The sequence below is a fragment of the Shinella sp. 1A1 genome (assembly GCF_055379515.1).
In genome coordinates, this window is sequence record NZ_AP039671.1 from 648,722 (window position 1) to 667,579 (window position 18,858).

Annotated in this window: 20 protein-coding genes; 8 read left to right on the plus strand and 12 right to left on the minus strand. The window is 66.6% G+C overall.

Features of this window, described 5'->3' with window-relative positions; all coding sequences use genetic code 11:
- Nucleotides 1-5 precede the first annotated feature (5 nt).
- The 12 genes from ACZ48C_RS03250 to ACZ48C_RS03305 form a co-directional block, all read right to left on the minus strand.
- Entirely contained in the window at nucleotides 6-1,094 is a 1,089-nt protein-coding gene (locus tag ACZ48C_RS03250) for a putative 2-aminoethylphosphonate ABC transporter ATP-binding protein (RefSeq protein WP_119258076.1), read from the minus strand.
- Nucleotides 1,095-1,272: 178 nt separating this feature from the next.
- Nucleotides 1,273-2,292: a putative 2-aminoethylphosphonate ABC transporter substrate-binding protein gene (locus ACZ48C_RS03255; protein WP_119258077.1), complete on the minus strand. Its 1,020-nt coding sequence runs from the start codon at nucleotides 2,290-2,292 to the stop codon at nucleotides 1,273-1,275.
- Between the two features lie 81 nt (nucleotides 2,293-2,373).
- The gene (locus tag ACZ48C_RS03260; RefSeq protein ID WP_313193969.1) at nucleotides 2,374-3,300 is read right to left on the minus strand and encodes a LysR family transcriptional regulator; all 927 of its coding nucleotides are present in this window, start codon (nucleotides 3,298-3,300) and stop codon (nucleotides 2,374-2,376) included.
- Nucleotides 3,301-3,376: 76 nt separating this feature from the next.
- Nucleotides 3,377-3,871, minus strand: coding sequence for a group III truncated hemoglobin (locus tag ACZ48C_RS03265; protein WP_464782164.1), 495 nt, complete (start codon nucleotides 3,869-3,871; stop codon nucleotides 3,377-3,379).
- Nucleotides 3,868-4,653 carry a DUF2189 domain-containing protein gene (locus tag ACZ48C_RS03270; RefSeq protein ID WP_464782165.1) on the minus strand — a complete coding sequence of 262 codons (786 nt, stop codon included), beginning with the start codon at nucleotides 4,651-4,653 and terminating at the stop codon, nucleotides 3,868-3,870. The genes ACZ48C_RS03265 and ACZ48C_RS03270 overlap by 4 nt, the downstream gene beginning before the upstream one ends.
- 14 nt (nucleotides 4,654-4,667) lie before the next feature.
- Entirely contained in the window at nucleotides 4,668-4,865 is a 198-nt protein-coding gene (locus tag ACZ48C_RS03275) for a hypothetical protein (protein WP_119258081.1), read from the minus strand.
- On the minus strand, nucleotides 4,862-5,740 hold the full coding sequence (gene ccoP / locus ACZ48C_RS03280) for a cytochrome-c oxidase, cbb3-type subunit III (RefSeq protein ID WP_464782166.1): 879 nt from the start codon (nucleotides 5,738-5,740) through the stop codon (nucleotides 4,862-4,864). Before ccoP ends, ACZ48C_RS03275 begins: the two co-directional genes overlap by 4 nt.
- Nucleotides 5,741-5,743: 3 nt before the next feature.
- Nucleotides 5,744-5,914, minus strand: coding sequence for a cbb3-type cytochrome c oxidase subunit 3 (locus ACZ48C_RS03285; protein WP_119258083.1), 171 nt, complete (start codon nucleotides 5,912-5,914; stop codon nucleotides 5,744-5,746).
- 1 nt (nucleotide 5,915) lies between these two features.
- A complete protein-coding gene (ccoO, locus tag ACZ48C_RS03290) occupies nucleotides 5,916-6,650 on the minus strand; it encodes a cytochrome-c oxidase, cbb3-type subunit II (RefSeq protein WP_424548370.1) in 735 nt (244 codons plus the stop codon).
- A 2-nt stretch (nucleotides 6,651-6,652) separates the two neighbouring features.
- The gene (gene ccoN / locus ACZ48C_RS03295; RefSeq protein ID WP_424548369.1) at nucleotides 6,653-8,296 is read right to left on the minus strand and encodes a cytochrome-c oxidase, cbb3-type subunit I; all 1,644 of its coding nucleotides are present in this window, start codon (nucleotides 8,294-8,296) and stop codon (nucleotides 6,653-6,655) included.
- A gap of 16 nt (nucleotides 8,297-8,312) precedes the next feature.
- On the minus strand, nucleotides 8,313-8,759 hold the full coding sequence (locus ACZ48C_RS03300; protein ID WP_464782167.1) for an Rrf2 family transcriptional regulator: 447 nt from the start codon (nucleotides 8,757-8,759) through the stop codon (nucleotides 8,313-8,315).
- Between the two features lie 152 nt (nucleotides 8,760-8,911).
- Nucleotides 8,912-10,012 carry a hypothetical protein gene (locus tag ACZ48C_RS03305; protein ID WP_464782168.1) on the minus strand — a complete coding sequence of 367 codons (1,101 nt, stop codon included), beginning with the start codon at nucleotides 10,010-10,012 and terminating at the stop codon, nucleotides 8,912-8,914.
- Between ACZ48C_RS03305 and ACZ48C_RS03310 the strand changes: the two genes are divergently transcribed.
- The 8 genes from ACZ48C_RS03310 to ACZ48C_RS03345 all read left to right on the plus strand — a co-directional run bounded on the left by ACZ48C_RS03310 (nucleotide 10,011) and on the right by ACZ48C_RS03345 (nucleotide 18,854).
- Nucleotides 10,011-10,187 (plus strand): hypothetical protein, encoded by a 177-nt coding sequence (locus ACZ48C_RS03310; protein ID WP_464782169.1) that lies wholly within the window; start codon nucleotides 10,011-10,013, stop codon nucleotides 10,185-10,187. The genes ACZ48C_RS03305 and ACZ48C_RS03310 overlap by 2 nt on opposite strands.
- Nucleotides 10,184-11,008, plus strand: a complete 825-nt coding sequence (locus tag ACZ48C_RS03315) for a hypothetical protein (RefSeq protein ID WP_464782170.1) — start codon at nucleotides 10,184-10,186, stop codon at nucleotides 11,006-11,008. Before ACZ48C_RS03310 ends, ACZ48C_RS03315 begins: the two co-directional genes overlap by 4 nt.
- A gap of 148 nt (nucleotides 11,009-11,156) precedes the next feature.
- Nucleotides 11,157-13,313, plus strand: a complete 2,157-nt coding sequence (locus tag ACZ48C_RS03320) for a 4Fe-4S binding protein (RefSeq protein ID WP_464782171.1) — start codon at nucleotides 11,157-11,159, stop codon at nucleotides 13,311-13,313.
- Nucleotides 13,314-13,332: 19 nt separating this feature from the next.
- Nucleotides 13,333-15,261 carry a TAT-dependent nitrous-oxide reductase gene (gene nosZ, locus ACZ48C_RS03325; RefSeq protein ID WP_464782172.1) on the plus strand — a complete coding sequence of 643 codons (1,929 nt, stop codon included), beginning with the start codon at nucleotides 13,333-13,335 and terminating at the stop codon, nucleotides 15,259-15,261.
- Between the two features lie 3 nt (nucleotides 15,262-15,264).
- On the plus strand, nucleotides 15,265-16,593 hold the full coding sequence (locus ACZ48C_RS03330; protein WP_464782173.1) for a nitrous oxide reductase family maturation protein NosD: 1,329 nt from the start codon (nucleotides 15,265-15,267) through the stop codon (nucleotides 16,591-16,593).
- Entirely contained in the window at nucleotides 16,559-17,458 is a 900-nt protein-coding gene (locus ACZ48C_RS03335; RefSeq protein ID WP_464782174.1) for an ABC transporter ATP-binding protein, read from the plus strand. Before ACZ48C_RS03330 ends, ACZ48C_RS03335 begins: the two co-directional genes overlap by 35 nt.
- A complete protein-coding gene (locus tag ACZ48C_RS03340; RefSeq protein ID WP_464782175.1) occupies nucleotides 17,455-18,276 on the plus strand; it encodes an ABC transporter permease in 822 nt (273 codons plus the stop codon). The genes ACZ48C_RS03335 and ACZ48C_RS03340 overlap by 4 nt, the downstream gene beginning before the upstream one ends.
- A complete protein-coding gene (locus ACZ48C_RS03345) occupies nucleotides 18,273-18,854 on the plus strand; it encodes a nitrous oxide reductase accessory protein NosL (protein WP_464782176.1) in 582 nt (193 codons plus the stop codon). The genes ACZ48C_RS03340 and ACZ48C_RS03345 overlap by 4 nt, the downstream gene beginning before the upstream one ends.
- Nucleotides 18,855-18,858 lie beyond the last annotated feature (4 nt).

Consider the following 18,858-nt stretch of genomic DNA (forward strand, 5'->3'; position numbering starts at 1 on the left):
AGCTGCTAGACCGCCTGCGCATAGACGCGGATGCGCTCGCGCGGGATCGCGACGGGCATTTCCTCGCCGGGGCGGAGCTTCAGGTTGCGGATGTCGTGCATGGCGACGTCGGCGCGCAGGCTGTTCTCGCCGAGATCGCCGCCGCCGAAGCGGGCGCGGAAGAAGGAGCCGAGGAACTCGCCCTCCTCGATGCGGGCGCGAAAACTGTTCGGCCGGCCGTCGGCGGTGCTGACGACGACATCCTCCGGGCGCACGGCCGCAAGGACGGAACGCTCGCGCTGGCCGGACGTGTCGGCGTCGAACTCGATGCGGCCGATGCGCACGCGGTTGTCGGCGACGATCTCGGCGGGGATGAAGTTCATCTCGCCGACGAAATCGGCGACGAAGGCGCTGGCCGGGTTCTGGTAGATCTCCTCGGGCGTGCCGACCTGCTCGATCTGGCCGCCGCTCATGACGACGATGCGGTCGGCCATGGTCAGCGCCTCGTGCTGGTCGTGCGTGACCATGATGGTGGTGACGCCGAGATTGCGCTGGAGGTCCTTCATCTCGCGGCGCAGGTGGTTGCGCACCTTGGCGTCGAGCGCGGAAAGCGGCTCGTCGAGGAGGAGGAGCTTCGGCTCGGTCGCCAGCGCGCGGGCGAGCGCCACGCGCTGCTGCTGGCCGCCGGAAAGCTTCGTCGGATGTTTCCTGCCCTGGTCGGGCAGGCCGACGGTATCGAGCAGGGAAGCGACGCGCCTGTCCATCTCGGCGCGCTTCAGGCCGCGCCCGACGAGGCCATAGGCGACGTTCTGGTTGACCGTGAGGTTGGGGAACAGCGCATAGGACTGGAAGACGATGCCGAAATCGCGCTGAGAGGGCGGCAGGGCCGAGACGTCGCGGCCGTTCATGAATATCTGCCCCTCGCTCTGAATGTCGAGGCCGGCAATGGCGCGCAAAAGCGTGGTCTTGCCGCAGCCGGACGGGCCGAGGAAGCAGATGAACTCGCCCGGCCAGATATCGAGCGAGACGTCCCGCAGCGCGGAGAAATCGCCGAAGGATTTCGTGACGTGGTCGATCCGCACATGCGGCTGGTGCTTCAGGTTGTCGGTCTGCATGAGTTGCCTCTGCCTGTGGAAATGGAAATACGGGAAAAGACCCCCTCTGCCTGCCGGCATCTCCCCCACAAGGGGGGAGAAGGATAGAGGCTTGCTCACTGCTCGAAATCGAATGCAAACGGAGCGGCGAGGTAAGCCCCTCCCCCTTGTGGGGAGGGGTTGGGGAGGGGTTTCGCGATCAGCCCTTCGGCTCGTTCTTGCTGCCGTAGCGCTTTTCCCATTCGGTCAGGATGCGCTCGCGGTTGGAGGCCGACCACTGGAAGTCGTTCTTGATCATCTTCTTGTCGACGTCGGCCGGGAAGTTCTCCACCGGCTGGGCGATGCCCGGAACGGCGAGGATCGCGTAGTTCTGGTTGTAGAGCTTCATCGCGTCCTCGGAGATCGAGAAGTCGAGGAGCTTCTTGGCCGCGTCCAGCTTGTCCGTGTCGGCGACGATGGCGGCGGCTTCCGCATCCCAGCCGATGCCTTCTTCCGGAACCACCACCTCGACCGGTGCGCCGCGGGTCTTTTCCTGCGCGCCGCGGAAGTCGAAGGAGATGCCGATGGTCACTTCACCGCGGGCGGCGTCCTTGCAGGGCTTGGAGCCGGAATGCATGTAGCTGGAGATGTTGGCGTCGAGCGCGTCCATGTAGGACCAGCCCTTCTCCTCGCCCATCATCTGCAGCCAGGCGGCGACATCGAGGAAGCCGGTGCCGGAGGAGGCCGGGTTCGGCATGGCGATCATGCCCTTGTATTCCGGCTTGGTGAGGTCGGCCCAGCTCTTCGGCATGGCGGCGCCGGCCTTTTCAAGCTCGACGGTGTTCACGCAGAGCGCCGCAGACCAGGCATCGAGGCCGACCCAGGCCGGCGGATTGGCTTCGTCCCGGAAGCGCGGGTCCAGCTTGTCGGCGCCGGCCGGGGCATAGGCTTCCAGCATGCCTTCCTGCTTGAGCAGCAGCAGCGAGGTGGCGGCAAGGCCCCAGACCACGTCGGCCTGCGGGTTTTCCTTCTCGGCGAGCAGCTTGGCGGTGACGACGCCGGTGGAATCGCGGATCCAGTCGATCTTGATGTCCGGGTTCGCCTTCTCGAAGGCGGCCTTGTAGGCCTCGAGCTGCTCGGCCTCGAAGGCGGTGTAGACGGTCAGCCTCGTCTCGGCGAAAGCCGAGCCGGCGGCAAGCGCAGCCAGCGAAAGCGTGGCGGCGAAAAGGTGGTTCTTCATCGGGAGCCCTCTCGAATGTGGGGATTGAGTTCGAGGGAACAGCTAGCCCTGTTATATGACAGGCATATGAAACGCGCTAAATCATAGATTTTGTCTATGATCGATTGATCCGTCGCCGGGAACCGGGCCGCCGGCCAGCCCGTAATGGGCGCGGGCAATGCCGAAAAACGCTTCGACGGCGGCATGTTCGCGGCATTCCGGCAGGCAGACGAGATAGTGGCCGATGGAAAGTTCCGGATCGGCCAGCGGCACCACGTCGATATTGCTGTCCGCCTGCACCTCGCCCTCGATGGCGCAGCCGAGCCCGATGCCGGCGGCCGCCGATGCATAGGCGACGTCGAGCGTGGCGACTTCCAGCACGCAGTTGAGCGTGACGCCCGCCTGCCGCGCGGCGAGGTCGAGCGTCGAGCGCGTGCCGGACATCCGGTTCCACAGGACGAGCTTTTCGGGGGCGAGCTGCTGCAGCGTCAGCGCGCTGCCCTGCAGTGCCGGATGCCCCTTGGGGCCGTAGATGACGATGCGGCTGCGCAGGATCTCCTCGCAGAACAGCCGCTCGTCGGCGAGCGGCATGGAGACGGCGGCAAGGTCGAGATCGCCGTTCAGCACGTCGCCGAGCAGGGAGAGCGAGGGGCCTCCTTGCGTGTTGATGTGGATCGCCGGATAGCGCCGCACGAAGGCGGTCAGCGCCGGCATGATCAGGCGATGGGCGGAAAAGCCGACGCCGAGCGTGCCGCGCTCCATGCGCGCTTCGGAATAGAGCGCCTCGTTGACGTCGGCGAGGCATTTCAGCGTGACGCGGATCTTCGCGATCAGCTCCTGCGCCCCGGCCGCGACCTTCACCGTATGCCCCTTGCGCTGGAAGATGCGCCGCTTGCAGAGCTGCTCGAAGGCCTGCACCTGCGAGGAGACGGTCGGCTGGCTGATGCCCAGTTCCTCGGCCGCGGCGGAAAACTTCCCCGTGCGCGACAGCGCCTCCACGGCCTTCATCTGGGCAAGGGTGACACTCATGCTGCGGCTCCTGCGAATGCGTCGATCACAATCGCATTAGTCTAGCACCGCTCTGTGACGATTGGCTGATGCCGGTTCAACCCTTGCCGTCCGGCGGCGCATCCTTGGAAAGCATGTCCCGCGAGATCGGCGCGATCGCCATGGAATCCTCGCCGCGGTGGAAGGCGATGGCGAGGCGGAAGGAATGGGCGATGCGCAGCGCCCGGTCGAGGAAGAGATCGGCGACTTCGGGCGGGCAGAGCCGCTCGACCGTCGCCCGGAAGAGCGAGAGCCAGCGGCGGAAATGCGCTTCCTGAAGCTCCGGGATGGCGAGGTGCGGCGGCAGCGGGCGGCCCTCGTAGCGGTCGGTGCGCAGCAGCGTCGCCGACCAGAAATCGCACATCTTCGCAAGGTGCACCGGCCAGTCCGCCGGCGCGATATGGCCGTTGAAGATCGGGCCGAGCAGGTCGTCCCTGCGGATCTCGTCGTAGAAGCCGTGGACGACGGCATGGACCATCGCCTCGTCCAGAACTTCCGGCAGGGGCTTGCCGTCGATGACGATGGTGCGCTGCGGCGCGGGCCGGCCCCTCATCGGATCGCCCTGTAGCTGTGCCAGGTGCCGTGGCCGAGCAGCGGGAAGATGACGATGAGGCCGAGGAAGCCCGTGGCGATGCCGAGCGCGGTGAGGACGAGCACGATGGCGCCCCAGGCGAGCATGACCGGCAGGTTGCGGAAGACCAGCGAGATGCTGGTGCCCATGGCCGTGAAGGCATCCGTCTTCTCGGCCAGCAGCATGGGGATGGCGAAGGTGCTGATGGCGAAGGAGAAGGCGGCGAAGAGCCCGCCCACCGCCGTGCCGACGACGAGCATGCCGAGCCCCTCGGGCGTCGAGAACAGCATGGCGACGACACCGTCGAGGCCGGGGAAGGGGCGAAGCCCCACGAAGAGCGCATAGATGATGACCGCGGCGCGCATCCAGACGACCATCAGCAAGCAGAGGATCGCGCCGGTATACCAGACCTGCCCGCCTGAAGCGGCCTTGACGAAGATCATGCGCGACAGGCTCGGCGCGATGCCGTCCTCCAGGTCCCGGCTCTTGCGGTAGAGGCCGATCGCCACCAGCGGGCCGACCACCATGAAGCCGGCGAGCGCCGGGAAGAGGATATAGTCCAGCTCCCAGCGGAAGAGGCACCAGACCACCGCGATGGAGATAAGGAAGACGGCAAGCCCGTAGAGGAGGCTCGGCAGCGGCGTGTGCCAGAGGTCACGCCAGCCGGCGGAAAGCCAGCCGAGGGCGGCGCTGGCGGGAAGGCGGCGGCGGCGCTGCTCGGCGAGCGGCAGGGGCGCGTTGCCGGTCTTTTCGGTCGTTCCCATGGGGTCTCCTCCGTTCAGCAGGCCGGGCCGGCGGCGCGGTATGCGCCGTCCCGGCCTTGCGTCTTCAGGTGCTCCACGCAGTCGGGCTGCGAGGAGAGGGCGACATGGACGAGATGCGCATTGGCGCCGATGAAGACCAGCACGCCCGCCCCGACGATCAGGAAGGAGACGAGCCGCCAGTTGAGGCGCGGCTTTTCCGCAAGCGTGTTCATCGGGCGACCTCCCCGAGCGTGCCGACATAGAGCGCCAGGATCTTGATGTCGACCGGCGAGAGCCGGCCCTCCCAGTGCGGCATGTGGCCCTGCCGCCCGGAATAGATCGTGGTGTAGACCGTCTGCGCGTCGCTGCCGTAGATCCATGTCGCGTCGGTAAGGTTCGGCGCACCGACATCCGTGCTGCCATGCCCGTCCTCGCCGTGGCAGGCGACGCAATTGTCGGCGAAGACCTGCTTGCCGTCCTCGACCAGCGCCTTGTCGCTTGCCCCCATCGGCAGGTCCGAGAGCGAGCGCACATAGGCGGCGACGGCGCGGACCTGCCTGTCGTCGAGCACGCCGTCGCGGCCGAAGGCCATCATCTGCGAGACGCGCGTCTCCTCGTTGGTGGCGTTGATGCCGATGCGGATCGTCTCGGCGATGGTGTCCGGCTCGCCACCCCAGAGCCAGGCCTTGGCGGCAAGGTTGGGGAAGCCGGGCCCGCCGGTGCCGCGCGTGCCGTGGCAGGCGGCGCAATTGTCGATGAAGAGCGTGCGGCCCGTCTCGCGCACATGGTTCATCAGGTCCGGGTTGGCGGCGATGTCCTCGAGGCTCGCCTCGGCGATGCGGCCGGTCCAGGCCGCGCGGGTCGCGGCGGCGTCCTCGACCTGCTTCGTCACGACGGCGCGCTGGTCGATGCCGAGCAGGCCCTTCGTATAGGTGACGCCGAGCGGCCAGGCCGGCATCAGGATCCAGTAGCCGATGGCGAACAGGGTGGTGACCGTCAGGAAGAAGATGACGACGCGCGGGATCGGCGTCTCCAGCTCCTCGATGCCGTTCCATTCATGCCCGGTGGTCAGCCGCCCGGTGGCGGGATCTTTTCTTTCCGTTGCCATCGTCTAGTCCCCCGGCCGGTCGTCTTTGTCGAGAATGCTCTTCTTCGCGCGGTTGAAGCGCTTCCGGTTGCCCGGCCAGAGGGCGTAGATCAGCACGCCCACGGCCATCGCGATGAGGTAGAACAGGCCCCAGCTCTTGGCGAAGGCGACGATGGTGCCGTGATCCGCGTCCATGTCATTCCTCCTTCACTGCTGCTTCCTGGTGGGCGGCCCCGGTGAGCTGGCCGACGATCTGGAGATAGGCGACGAGTGCGTCCATCTCCGTCAGCAGGCCCGGATTGCCGTCGAAGGCGCGCACATTCGTCTTCTCGCCGTAGCGCTCGCTGACGCCGGAGGCCTCGTTGCCGTCGGGGTTCGCCTGGCCGCGGGCGTCCGCCACCGCATGTTCGATCATTTCGTCCGTATAGGGAACGCCGACCGTGCGCTGGGCGGAAAGGTGCTCGCCGAGATCGTCGATCCTCAGCGCGTTGGTCTTCAGCCAGCCGTAGCGCGGCATCACCGATTCCGGCACCACGTCGCGCGGGTTCATCAGGTGGGCGACGTGCCAGGCGTCGGAATACTTGCCGCCGAGGCGGGCAAGGTCCGGCCCGGTGCGCTTGGAGCCCCAGAGCATCGGGTGGTCGTATTTCGATTCCACGGCCAGCGAATAGGGGCCGTAGCGCTCCACCTCGTCGCGCAGCGTGCGGATCATCTGCGAATGACAGGCGTAACAGCCCTCGCGGATGTAGATGTTGCGGCCGGCCAGCTCCAGCGGCGTGTAGAGCCGCATGTCCGGCGCGTCCTCCACCGTCTCGTGGATGGTGAAGAGCGGGGCGATCTCGACGAGGCCGCCGATGGAGGCGACGCCGACGATGGCGAGCACGAAGCCGATGGCGTTGCGCTCGATCTTACGGTGGAAGAATTCCTTCATGGTCATTCTCCTGCCGGTGCGAGGACGGGGACGTCGCCGCCCGCCTCAGCTTTCTGCGCACGGCGCGCCATGCGGATCGTCATGCCGACATTGATGCAGCAGACCACCGCGCCGGCGAGGAAGAGCAGGCCGCCGAAGGCGCGGGCGATATAGTAGGGATGCATGGCCACGAGACTGTCGATGAAGGAATAGGCGAGCGTGCCGCTGTCATTGTAGGTGCGCCACATCAGGCCCTGGATGATGCCCGAATTCCACATGGCGAAGACGTAGACGACGGTGCCGGCCAGCGCGAGCCAGAAGTGGACCTCGATGAGCCTCGGCGAATACATGCGTTCCGTCTTCCACATCCACGGCACGAGGGCATAGAGCGAGCCGAAGGTGATCATTGCCACCCAGCCGAGCGCGCCGGCATGGACATGGCCGACGGTCCAGTCGGTATAGTGCGAGAGCGAGTTGACGGCACGGATCGCCATGAACGAGCCCTCGAAGGTCGAGAGGCCGTAGAAGACGGCGGCGACCATCATGAAGCGCAGCGTCGCGTCGTCGCGCACCTTGTGCCAGGCGCCGTTGAGCGTGGCGAGCGCGTTGCCGGCAGACGCCCAGGAGGGCACCAGCAGCACGATGGAGAAGGTCATGCCGAGCGTCTGCACCCATTGCGGCAGGGCGGTGTAGTGCAGGTGGTGCGCGCCCGCCCACATATACATGAAGGTGATGCCCCAGAAGCTGATGATGGAGAGCCGATAGGAGAAGATCGGCCGCTCCGCGCGCTTCGGCAGGTAGTAGTACATCATGCCGAGGAAGCCGGACGTCAGGAAGAAGGCGACGGCGTTGTGGCCGTACCACCATTGCGTCATGGCGTCCTGCACGCCGGAAAACAGCGAATAGCTCTTCGCATGGCCGAAGGAGACCGGCACGGCGAGGTTGTTGACGATGTGCAGCACCGCCACGACCAGGATGAAGGCCATGTAGTACCAGTTCGCCACGTAGATATGCGGCTCCTTGCGGCGCTGGAGCGTGCGGATGTAGATCAGGAAATAGACGACCCAGACGATGACCAGCCAGATGTCGGCATACCATTCCGGCTCGGCATATTCCTTCGACTGGGTGAGGCCCATCAGGTAGCCGGTCGCCGCGACGAGACAGAAGAGGTTGTAGCCGATCAGCACGAACCATGGGCTGAACTGGTCGGGCAGCCGCGCGCGACAGGTGCGCTGGAGGACGTGGAAGGAGGTGGCGATCAGCGCATTGCCGCCGAAGCCGAAGATGACGCCGGACGTGTGCACCGGCCGCAGCCGCCCGAAGCTCGCCCAGGCCGAATCCACGAAGGTCAGCTCCGGCCATGCGAGCAGCGCGGCCACCCAGACGCCGACGAACATGCCGGCGACCGCCCAGGCGAGCGACAGGATGATGCCGACCCGCGTCGGATCGTCGTAATATTCCGAAAGCCGGCTTTCCGGCGGCTCGGGCGCGAAGAGGACGGAAAGGACCGCAAAGCCGAAGGCGAGGCTGAAGGCGAGCACGATATAGCCGTGCACGGCGAGCGGATCGCCCTGGCCGGCCACCGCCATGGCAAGCCCTACCAGCGCCAGCGCGCCGAGCACGAAGAGCGCGGCATGGCGCTCCGAAACCGTCAATCCGGATAGCATTGCGTTCCCCTTTCCTTCACGCCGCCGCGAGATCGATGCCGAGCAGCGGGCCGAGCGAGGCCCTGTCGCGTACGATATCCGCAAGCGTGTATTTGTCGAGCACGGACAGGAAGGCGCCGAGCGCTTCGTGCAGCATGCCCTTCAGCCGGCAGGCGGGCGAGATGGCGCAGGCGCGCCCCCCGGCCTGCATGCATTCGGCCAGCGAGAATTCCTCTTCCGTCGCCCTGACCAGCGCCCCGATGCCGATCTCGCGCGGCGCCCGCGCCAGGCGGATGCCGCCGGCCCGGCCGCGCGTCGTCTCGACGAGGCCGAGATCGCGCAGCGTCTGCGCGACTTTCAGGAGATGGTTGCGCGAAAGCCCGTAGGCCCCGGCGACGTCGTTCACCGTGCACGCCCCGTCCCGCCGCGTGGCGACGTAGATCAGCATGCGCAGGGCATAGTCGGTATGAAGCGTCATCCGCATCCGTGATATCCGGTCACCGGTGGATAAAAGGTATTGTGGATACCACTTTTAGCGCAAGGATTCCCGCGATGAAAGCGCAATAGCGTCGCAGGGGAAAGCGCGCGCCCCTTCGGTATCGGGACGCGCGCCGGATCAGGGTTTCCGCCCCGGAATTACTTCCAGCTCTGGTAGTCCGCGGCCGTGCATCCGAAGGGAGCAAGGCCGTCGCCGAAGCGGGCCTTGAGCTGGTCGCAGCCCCACCGGTTGAGCGCTTCCGGCATCATGTTGTTGATGTCCATGCCCGGCGAATTGTACTGCGAGGGCGCGCTGGTCACGTACCAGAGCCAGTATCCGAAAATGCCGCCGACGATGAGCAGCACGACGAGGAGCGCAAGCCCCAGCCGCCGCGCGAGCGACAGGCCTTTTTTTGCCGGCGCGGGGGCGGCTGCCGCCATCCCGTGGCCGGCCGCGGCCGCCGATGCGTAAAGCGGCTCCAGCGCCTGAGTGCGCTCCTCGGGCGTCATCTCGATCCGCTCCAGCCGATCGTCGAGGAGGACGGGCAGCGACGTGGCGCCGTGCCAGACGGCGAGGGCGACCGGGTGGCTGCCGGCATCGCCGACGATGATCGGCTCGTGCCCGCTCTCGAAATGGGTATGGGCGACCCGCTTGGTCTTCCGCTCGCTCAGCCGGTCCGCATAGGTGACCGCAAGGCGGCCGCGCTTCGTCTCCATGCCGGTGATCTCGACCGGGATGACGGTGAGGGGTGCGGGGTTCTGCAACTGGCCGCGGGCGCGGAAGATGCGAAACGCGAAGAAGATCATTGCAAGGCCGCCGCCGCCGAGGAGGAGAGTGAAGACCGCCAGCGTGATGATCCGGTTCCAGAGCATGTCCAGCCCCAGCGTGATCGTCGCAAGCTCGGGGTGATCGGCCGAAACGACGAGGCCCGTCTCGTAGTCGCCGCTATGGAGGTCGACGAACATGACTTCGACATTCTTGTCGTAGCGCTGGCCGTTCTGCTCGTAGGAAAGGTCCACCTCGCAGGTGGTGAAGAAGGCTTTCCGCGTTTTGCAGCTCCCGTCGATATTGCCTTCCACGATGAGCGGATTCTGGCTGATCGTATAGTCGCGCAGGATGCCGGGCGCTTCCATGAAGATCATCAAGGCGGCGATCGCCAACAGGATCGGCGTGGAGAAGTAGTAGGCGAGCGGGATGGAGATCGCCCCGCGCTGCAGGGCGAGGGGACGGGCGGGAAGCTTGATCGTGGGAAAGGTCATGGTCTGCCTGAAAATGATTTGGCCTGAAGGTATCGACATATCGGAAACGGCGCAGGGCGCCGGTTCATTCGGATTGAAATGCTTTGGCAACGACATCATCGAAAATGCGGCCCGTGCCATTGCGATCCGAAGCCCTGCAAAGCAAGTTCGGGGCAAATGCAGGAGATTTTCATGAGTCGGCAATGGGTTCGCGCGTTTTCCCTGGTTGGTTTTCTTCTCGGTGCATTGACCCCGGCCCGTGGGGTGGAGCTGGCGAAGGTCGCCGGCCACACGGTCGAGATCAGGGAAAAGGACTTCGAGAAGGTGCTCGTCGTCGACGGCCGTGAACTGCACACGAACCAGATCGTCTTCCTCGATGACGTCTATGCCTTCGGCGATACCCTCGCGCTCGTCGGCACCAGCTCGGGCGGCGGCAATGCCTGCGACGGCGCGCCGTTCGTCCTGTCCTTTCCCGGTCGCGGCGCGCCGCGGATAGACGGGCCCATCGACAGTTGCGTCTCCGTATCCTGGGCCGTCGAGGGCGCGGGCCTCGTCTTTTCGACGGTGAGCGTCCCCGGCCGCGAAACGGAGCGCTGGCAATGGACCGCCGAGCGCGGCATCGCGCCGCTCGCTTCCGTCGCCTTCCAGGCGGATGCGGCGAGCGGCTGGGCCAATCTGCGCGAGCGCACCTTCGCCCATCCCTCGGACGCCTTCGGCAACGGCGAGATCGCCGCGAGCCTCAAGATGGTGCTCGGCTCGGATTTCGAGCATTTCCAGACGCTGATGACCGGGGTGGGAAGCGGTGAATTCAAGGGCGACGACTTCGTCGGCACGGCCTGCCGGCCACACGCCTGCCTCGACGAGGCGGGATTGATCTTCCTTTCCTCCGGCGAGCGCCGCGCCTACGCGGCCTGGAAGCCGGATGGCGGAAAGATCGCGGTCTTTCCCGCACCGGTGAAGGACTGGCCGGAAAAGGCCAGGGCGGAGTTGCGGGAATGGGCGAAGCAGTGGCCGTGAGCGCCGCCATGGCGCATGGGGCGGGGCTTGGGCTCTCGCCATCGGGTACGGATGGACGGGAACTATTCTCGTCCGTTTGATTTAGCGCAACGACCGTTCGGCATGAACATTCCAATGCTCCGGCAACGATTTGCTGGAACGCCCTGGAATGAAATTCATCCGTCTCGTCCTTCTGCTCTGCATCGGCCTGTGCCTCGCCGTCCCCGCCCATGCGGCCTCGGTCCTGCAGCAGTATCTGCCCGCCGCGACGGCCTCCGATCTGGTTCCCGGTGCGGAAGGCTTCGGGCCGATCCGCGACGACCTGGTGGTGGCGCCGGTGCTCAAGGGTGGCGAGACGGTGGCCTGGGTCTTCATGACCTCGGATTTCGTCGGCACGACGGGCTATTCCGGCAAGCCGATCCACACGCTCGTCGCCGTCGGCAAGGATGCGAAGATCGTCGGCGTGCAGCTCGTCAAGCATTCCGAGCCCATCGTCCTCATCGGCATTCCCGAGGCCAAGGTGAAGGCGCTGGTCGCCAGCTATGCCGGCCTCGACCTCGTCGCCGAGGCGAAGTCCGGCGGCACGGCGCATGAGGTGGACATCATCTCCGGCGCGACCGTGACGGTGATGGTGATCGACGATTCCATCGTCCGCTCGGGGCTGAAGGTCGCCCGCGCGCTCGGCCTCGGCGGCCTTGCCCCGGAAACCGAAAGCGCCGGCCCCCGTTTCGAGATCGATCCCGATGCCGCCGCGCCGGCCGACTGGATCGAGGCGGAAGGGGACGGCACGCTGCGCCGGCTGTCGCTCGACGTTGCACAGGTCAACGCCGCCTTCGCCGAACATCCGGACGTTCGCGCCCGTGACCGGGCGCTGACCGAGGCGCCGCAGACCACCTTCATCGACATGCAGGCGGCGCTGGTCTCCGTGCCGGCCATCGGCAAGGCGCTGCTCGGTCCGGCCGAGGAGGCCAACCTGAAGGGCTGGCTGAAGGAGGGCGAGAACGCCATCGCCGTGGTGGGCCGCGGCCTCTATTCCTTCAAGGGCTCGGGCTATGTGCGCGGCGGCATCTTCGACCGCATCGTGCTGATCCAGGACGACGTCTCGGTGCGCTTCCGCGACCGCGACCATCGCCGCCTCGGCGCCATCGCACTTGCCGGCGCGCCGGAATTTTCCGAGATGGACCTGTTCCGCATCCCGGCCGGCGTCGGTTTCGATCCCGCAAAGCCTTTCCGCATCCAGCTTCTGGCGCAGCGCGAGGTCGGGCCGATCGAGAAGGTCTTCCACACCTTCGATCTCGGCTACCAGCTGCCGCAGAAATACCTGCGCGCCGTCGCGCCGCCCGCAAAGGAGGTCGCCGCCGTCCCCCCGCAGGAGGAAGGCTCGGCGCAGGCAGACCTCTGGAAGCGCATCTGGGGCGATTCGAAGCTGAAGATCGTCGTGCTCGCCGGCATGCTGGCGGTGCTGACCGGGGTGTTCTTCTTCCAGACCTATGCGGTCAGGAACGCCCGCGGCTTCTACATCTTCCGCATCGTCTTCCTGACCGTGACGCTGGTCTTCCTCGGCTGGTACGCCAATGCGCAGCTCTCGGTGGTGAACCTGATGGCGCTGTTCGGCAGCCTCGTCAGCGGCTTCAGCTGGCAGGCCTTCCTGCTCGATCCGCTGACCTTCATCCTGTGGTTCGCCGTCGCCGCCGCGCTGCTCTTCTGGGGGCGGGGGGCCTATTGCGGCTGGCTCTGCCCCTTCGGCGCGCTTCAGGAGCTGACCAACCAGATCGCCCGCAAGCTCCGCATCCCGCAATGGACGCTGCCATGGGGCCTGCACGAGCGGCTCTGGCCGGTGAAATACATGATCTTCCTCGGGCTTTTCGGCGTGTCGCTGATGAGCGTCGAGCAGGCCGAACACCTCGCCGAGATCGAGCCGTTCAAGACCGCGATCATCCTGAAGTTCATCCGCGCCTGGCCGTTCGTCGCCTATGCCGTCGCGCTTCTCGTCGCCGGGCTCTTCGTCGAGCGGTTCTACTGCCGCTATCTCTGCCCGCTCGGCGCGGCGCTCGCCATCCCCGCGCGCATGCGCATGTTCGACTGGCTGAAGCGCTACCACGAATGCGGAAACCCCTGCCAGACCTGCGCCATCCAGTGTCCGGTGCAGGCGATCCACAAGACCGGCGAGATCAACCCGAACGAGTGCATCAACTGCCTGCACTGCCAGGTTCTCTACCAGTCCGAAACCGTGTGCCCCGTCGTGATCAAGAAGATGAAGTCGCGCGCCAGGCTCGCGGCAAGTCCCGGCGGCGCGCCGATCCACCAACCCGCAGCCAAGGTTTAACCGAAGAAGGAAACCCACCATGGAAACGAAGGAAAACAAGGGACTGAGCCGTCGCGCGCTGTTCAGCGCGACCGCGGGCTCGGCGGTTCTCGCCGGCACGATGGGGCCGGCCGCGCTCGGCCTCGGCGCAGCAAGCCTTGCGACCCCGGCCCGTGCCGCCGCCGGGGCCGACGGTTCCGTCGCGCCCGGCAAGCTCGACGACTATTACGGCTTCTGGTCCTCCGGCCAGACCGGCGAGATGCGCATCCTCGGCATCCCCTCGATGCGCGAACTGATGCGCGTGCCGGTGTTCAACCGCTGCTCGGCCACCGGCTGGGGCCAGACGAACGAATCCATTCGCATCCACCAGCGCACGATGTCGGAGAAGACGAAGAAGCAGCTCGCCGCCAACGGCAAGAAGATCCACGACAACGGCGACCTGCACCACGTCCACATGTCCTTCACCGAGGGCAAGTATGACGGCCGCTACCTCTTCATGAACGACAAGGCCAATACCCGCGTCGCCCGCGTGCGCTGCGACGTGATGAAGACCGACGCGATCCTGGAAATCCCCAATGCCAAGGGCATCCATGGCCTGCGCCCGCAGAAATGGCCGCGCTCCAACTACGTCTTCTGCAACGGCGAGGACGAGGCGCCTCTGGTCAACGACGGCTCGACCATGAAGGACGTCTCGACCTATGTGAACATCTTCACCGCGGTCGACGCCGACAAGTGGGAAGTCGCCTGGCAGGTGCAGGTCTCCGGCAACCTCGACAATTGCGATGCCGACTACGAGGGCAAGTGGGCCTTCTCGACCAGCTACAATTCCGAAATGGGCACGACGCTGGAGGAGATGACCAAGTCCGAGATGGACCATGTCGTCGTCTTCAACCTCGCCGAGATCGAGAAGGCCATCGCCGCCGGCAAGTTCGAGGAGATCAATGGCGTCAAGGTTCTGGACGGCCGCAAGGAGGCGAAATCCCTCTTCACCCGCTACATCCCCATCGCCAACAACCCGCACGGCTGCAACATGGCGCCGGACAGGAAGCACCTGTGCATCAACGGCAAGCTCTCGCCGACCGTCACCGTGCTCGACGTCACGAAGTTCGACGCGATCTTCTATGACAATGCCGAGCCGCGCAGCGCCGTGGTGGCCGAGCCGGAACTCGGCCTCGGCCCGCTCCATACCGCCTTCGACGGCCGCGGCAACGCCTATACCTCGCTCTTCCTCGACAGCCAGGTGGTCAAGTGGAACATCGAGGAGGCCATCCGCGCCTATGCCGGCGAGAAGATCGACCCGATCAAGGACAAGCTCGACGTCCAGTACCAGCCCGGCCACCTGAAGACCGTGATGGGCGAGACGCTGGACGCCACCAACGACTGGCTGGTGTGCCTGTGCAAGTTCTCCAAGGACCGCTTCCTCAATGTCGGCCCGCTGAAGCCGGAGAATGACCAGCTGATCGACATTTCCGGCGACAAGATGAAGCTGGTGCACGACGGCCCGACCTTCGCCGAGCCGCATGACGCCATCGCGGTCTCCCCCTCGATCCTGCCGAACATCAAGTCGGTCTGGGACCGCCAGGATCCGCTGTGGTCGGAGACGCGCAAGCAGGCCGAGGCCGACGGCGTCAATATCGACGAATGGACCGACGCCGTCATCCGCGACGGCAACAAGGTGCGCGTCTACATGACCTCCGTCGCGCCGAGCTACAGCCAGGAAAGCTTCACGGTGAAGGAAGGCGACGAGGTCACGATCATCGTCACCAATCTCGACGAGATCGACGACCTGACGCACGGCTTCACCATGGGCAACCATGGCGTGGCCATGGAAGTCGGGCCGCAGCAGACGAGCTCCGTCACCTTCGTCGCGGCCAATCCGGGCGTCTACTGGTACTATTGCCAGTGGTTCTGCCATGCCCTGCACATGGAAATGCGCGGCCGCATGTTCGTGGAACCGAAGGACGCCTGAGAAATGCGGCTGCCCGTCCTCCTGATCGGCCTTCTGCTCGCCTCGCCGCTCGCCGCGGCGGAGCGCGCCGTCGCGCCGGGCGCGGGCAGCCTCGCGGCGGCCATTGCCGGGGCGGCGCCCGGCGATGTGCTGCGGCTTTCCGACGGGGCCTATAAAGGCCCCGTCACCGTCGACAGGCCGCTCACCGTTACCGGCCCGCGCGGGGCGGTGGTGGACGGGCTCGGCGAGGGGAGCGTCATGACCATCGCCGCGCCCGACGTGACCCTGACGGGCTTCACCGTCACCGGCTCGGGACGAGTGAACCAGGACCTCGACGCCGGCGTGAAGATCCTCAAGGGCGCCGACCGCGCCCGCATCGAAAAGCTGCTGGTCACCGGCAACATGCACGGCATCGACGTGCATGGCGGCCGCAACGCGACCGTCGCCGGCAACGAGATCGTCGGCACGGACAGCGCGCGCATGAACGAGCGCGGCAACGGCATCTATGTCTGGAACAGCCCCGGCACGCTCCTGGAGAACAACGCCATCCGCTACGGCCGAGACGGCATCTTTTCCAATGCCAGCGCCGACAGCATCTACCGCGGCAACGTGATGCGCGACCTGCGCTTCGCCGTGCATTTCATGTACACCCGCAACACCGAGGTTTCCGGCAACGTCTCCATCGGCAACCATCTCGGCTTCGCCATCATGTTCTCCGACAGGGCGAAGGTCCTCAACAATCTCAGTCTCGGCGACCGCGAGCACGGGCTGATGCTGAACTATGCCAACAATGCCGACGTCACGGGCAACCTGGTGCGCGGCGGCACGAGGAAGTGCCTCTTCATCTACAACGCCCACAAGAACCTCATCTGGAACAACCGCTTCGAGGGCTGCGGCATCGGCATCCATTTCACCGCCGGCTCGGAGAAGAACGTGCTGACCGGCAACGCCTTCGTCGGCAACCGCGAGCAGGTGAGATATGTCGGCACGCGCAACATGGAATGGAGCCATGAGGGCAGGGGCAATTTCTGGTCCGACCATCCCGCCTTCGACCTCAACGGCGACGGCATCGCCGACAGTTTCTACCGGCCCAACGACCTGATGGACCAGATCCTCTGGTCGCAGCCGGCGGCAAGCCTCCTCATCGGCTCGCCCGCCGTGCAGCTCGTGCGCTGGAGCCAGCGGGACTTTCCCGCGACGCTGCCCGGCGGCGTGCGCGACAGCGCGCCGCTGATGCGGCCCCTCACAATATCCGTCCCGCCCGACATTCTCGGTTACGAGGCCGAGGCTGCCGGCCGCTGGGCCGAAGGAAGTTACGATGACACCGACCCTGACAATCTCCCGGCTCACTAAGCGCTTCGGCGATGTCGAGGCGCTGAAGGCCGTTTCGCTGACGCTGGAGGCGGGCAGGCGCGCGGCGCTGCTTGGCCATAACGGGGCGGGCAAGTCGACGATGATGAAGATCATCCTCGGCCTCATTCCCTATGACGGCGGCGAGGTCTCGGTCTGCGGCTCTGCGCCCGGCTCGTCCTCCGCCCGCGCCGCGGTCGCCTACCTGCCCGAGAACGTCGCCTTCCATCCGGCGCTGACGGGCGAGGAGCAGCTTCGCTACTATCTTTCGCTGCGCGGCGAGAGCCCGCGACAGGCCATGGAGCTCCTGTCGCGCGTCGGCCTCGCCCATGCCGCGCGGCGGCGCATCGGCACCTATTCCAAGGGCATGCGCCAGCGTGTCGGCCTCGCCCAGACGCTGATCGGCAAGCCGCGCCTGCTCGTCCTCGACGAACCGACCTCCGGCCTCGACCCCGTCTCGCGCCGCGACTTCTACGACCTGCTCGATGGCCTTTCCGCCGAGGGAACGGCGATCCTCCTCTCCTCGCATGTGCTGACCGAGGTGGAGGTGCGCACCGACCGCATCCTCATCCTTTCCGGCGGGGCTCTGGTGGCGGAAGGCACGCTTGCCGACCTGCGCGCCCGCGCCGCGCTGCCCGTCGCCCTGCTGGTGCGGCCCGCGCCCGGCCGCGCGCCGGCGCTTGTCTCGGCCTTTCCCGAGGCCTCCACCGGCGGCGACGGCCTGCTGCGCCTTTCCTGCGCGCAGGCGGAGAAGCTGCCGCTGCTCGCCCGCATATCGGCGCTCGGCGGCGAGGTCGCCGATCTCGACGTGATCCCGCCGAGCCTCGAGGACATCTATAGCCATTTCAGCCGGAGGGACGGGCAATGAACCGCATCCTCGCCACGGCGGTCTCGGAATTCCGCATCGCCTTCCGCAATCGCTGGGTCTCCATCGCGACGGGCATGATGGTGCTGTTCGCGCTGGTGCTCGCCGCCGCCGGTGCCGCCCCGACCGGCGATGTCGGCGTCGACCGGCTGTCGGTGACGGTCGCCTCGCTCACCTCACTCGCCGTCTATCTGGTGCCGCTGCTGGCGCTCCTCATGAGCTTCGACGCGGTGGCGGGCGAGGTGGAGCGCGGCACGCTGCCGCTGCTTCTCACCTATCCCGTCTCGCGCCTTGAGATCCTGCTCGGCAAGCTCCTGGCGCATCTGGCGATCCTCGCGCTCGCGGTCACGCTCGGCTATGGCGCGGCGGCGCTGGTCGCCGTCTGGTCGGATCCCGGCGCGGTGGCGGGCCTTGCCTCGCTCTGGCGGCTGGTCTGGACGTCCGTCGCGCTCGGCGCGACCTTCCTCGGCGCGGGCTATGCGCTCTCGGCCCTAGCGCGCCGACCCTCGGGCGCGGCAGGGCTTGCCATCGCGCTCTGGCTGGCGGCCGTGGTGCTTTACGACCTTGCCCTTCTGGCGCTGATCGTCACGGACAGCGGCGGGGTCTTCACCACTCATGCGCTGCCCGTCGCGCTGCTTGCCAATCCCGCCGACGCCTTCCGCGTCTTCAATCTCTCGGCGGCCGAGGCGGTCGCCGCGGCCGGCGGCATCGGCGGGGCGGCGCGGGCGATCCCGCTCTGGCAGTCGGCCGCCTCGCTCCTCGTCTGGCCGCTCGCGGCCATCACGCTCGCGGTCGCAGCCTTCCGAAAGGTGACGCCATGAAGAACCGTCTCCGCCCCGCCGTGCTCCTGGCGGCGCTCCTCCTTCTTTCCGCCTGCAAGGAGGATGTCGCCCAGGCCATCGTGCCGCAGGAAATGACGCCCGAGACGCTCGGCCATTACTGCCAGATGAACCTTCTGGAGCATCCCGGCCCCAAGGCGCAGGTCTTCCTCGAAGGCAATGCCGCCCCGCTCTTCTTCAGCCAGGTGCGCGACGCCATCGCCTATGCCCGCGGTCCCGAGCAGGTCGCGCCCATCGTCGCGGTCTATGTCAACGACATGGGCGCGGCGGGGGCGACCTGGGACGCGCCCGGCAAGGGCAACTGGATCGCCGCCGACAAGGCCTTCTATGTCGTCGGCTCGGCCCGGCAGGGTGGCATGGGCGCGCCGGAGACCGTGCCCTTTTCCAGCCGGGAGCAGGCCGCCGCCTTCGTGCTCGCGGAGGGCGGCCGGGTGCTCGCCCTTGCCGACGTGACCGACGCCATGGTGCTGACGCCGGTGGAGACCGGCGGCCGGCCCGATACCGACGACGCTGATTATCGCGACCGCCTGAACGCCCTTACCCCGTCCACTGGAGGCTGACCCC

Bases quoted from the DNA above. Each gene is read 5' to 3' on its own strand.
- ACZ48C_RS03250 (WP_119258076.1), bottom strand. From the start codon at position 1,094: ATGCAGACCGACAACCTGAAGCACCAGCCGCATGTGCGGATCGACCAC.
- ACZ48C_RS03255 (WP_119258077.1), bottom strand. From the start codon at position 2,292: ATGAAGAACCACCTTTTCGCCGCCACGCTTTCGCTGGCTGCGCTTGCC.
- ACZ48C_RS03260 (WP_313193969.1), bottom strand. From the start codon at position 3,300: ATGAGTGTCACCCTTGCCCAGATGAAGGCCGTGGAGGCGCTGTCGCGC.
- ACZ48C_RS03265 (WP_464782164.1), bottom strand. From the start codon at position 3,871: ATGAGGGGCCGGCCCGCGCCGCAGCGCACCATCGTCATCGACGGCAAG.
- ACZ48C_RS03270 (WP_464782165.1), bottom strand. From the start codon at position 4,653: ATGGGAACGACCGAAAAGACCGGCAACGCGCCCCTGCCGCTCGCCGAG.
- ACZ48C_RS03275 (WP_119258081.1), bottom strand. From the start codon at position 4,865: ATGAACACGCTTGCGGAAAAGCCGCGCCTCAACTGGCGGCTCGTCTCC.
- ccoP (WP_464782166.1), bottom strand. From the start codon at position 5,740: ATGGCAACGGAAAGAAAAGATCCCGCCACCGGGCGGCTGACCACCGGG.
- ACZ48C_RS03285 (WP_119258083.1), bottom strand. From the start codon at position 5,914: ATGGACGCGGATCACGGCACCATCGTCGCCTTCGCCAAGAGCTGGGGC.
- ccoO (WP_424548370.1), bottom strand. From the start codon at position 6,650: ATGAAGGAATTCTTCCACCGTAAGATCGAGCGCAACGCCATCGGCTTC.
- ccoN (WP_424548369.1), bottom strand. From the start codon at position 8,296: ATGCTATCCGGATTGACGGTTTCGGAGCGCCATGCCGCGCTCTTCGTG.
- ACZ48C_RS03300 (WP_464782167.1), bottom strand. From the start codon at position 8,759: ATGCGGATGACGCTTCATACCGACTATGCCCTGCGCATGCTGATCTAC.
- ACZ48C_RS03310 (WP_464782169.1), top strand. From the start codon at position 10,011: ATGGTCTGCCTGAAAATGATTTGGCCTGAAGGTATCGACATATCGGAA.
- ACZ48C_RS03305 (WP_464782168.1), bottom strand. From the start codon at position 10,012: ATGACCTTTCCCACGATCAAGCTTCCCGCCCGTCCCCTCGCCCTGCAG.
- ACZ48C_RS03315 (WP_464782170.1), top strand. From the start codon at position 10,184: ATGAGTCGGCAATGGGTTCGCGCGTTTTCCCTGGTTGGTTTTCTTCTC.
- ACZ48C_RS03320 (WP_464782171.1), top strand. From the start codon at position 11,157: ATGAAATTCATCCGTCTCGTCCTTCTGCTCTGCATCGGCCTGTGCCTC.
- nosZ (WP_464782172.1), top strand. From the start codon at position 13,333: ATGGAAACGAAGGAAAACAAGGGACTGAGCCGTCGCGCGCTGTTCAGC.
- ACZ48C_RS03330 (WP_464782173.1), top strand. From the start codon at position 15,265: ATGCGGCTGCCCGTCCTCCTGATCGGCCTTCTGCTCGCCTCGCCGCTC.
- ACZ48C_RS03335 (WP_464782174.1), top strand. From the start codon at position 16,559: ATGACACCGACCCTGACAATCTCCCGGCTCACTAAGCGCTTCGGCGAT.
- ACZ48C_RS03340 (WP_464782175.1), top strand. From the start codon at position 17,455: ATGAACCGCATCCTCGCCACGGCGGTCTCGGAATTCCGCATCGCCTTC.
- ACZ48C_RS03345 (WP_464782176.1), top strand. From the start codon at position 18,273: ATGAAGAACCGTCTCCGCCCCGCCGTGCTCCTGGCGGCGCTCCTCCTT.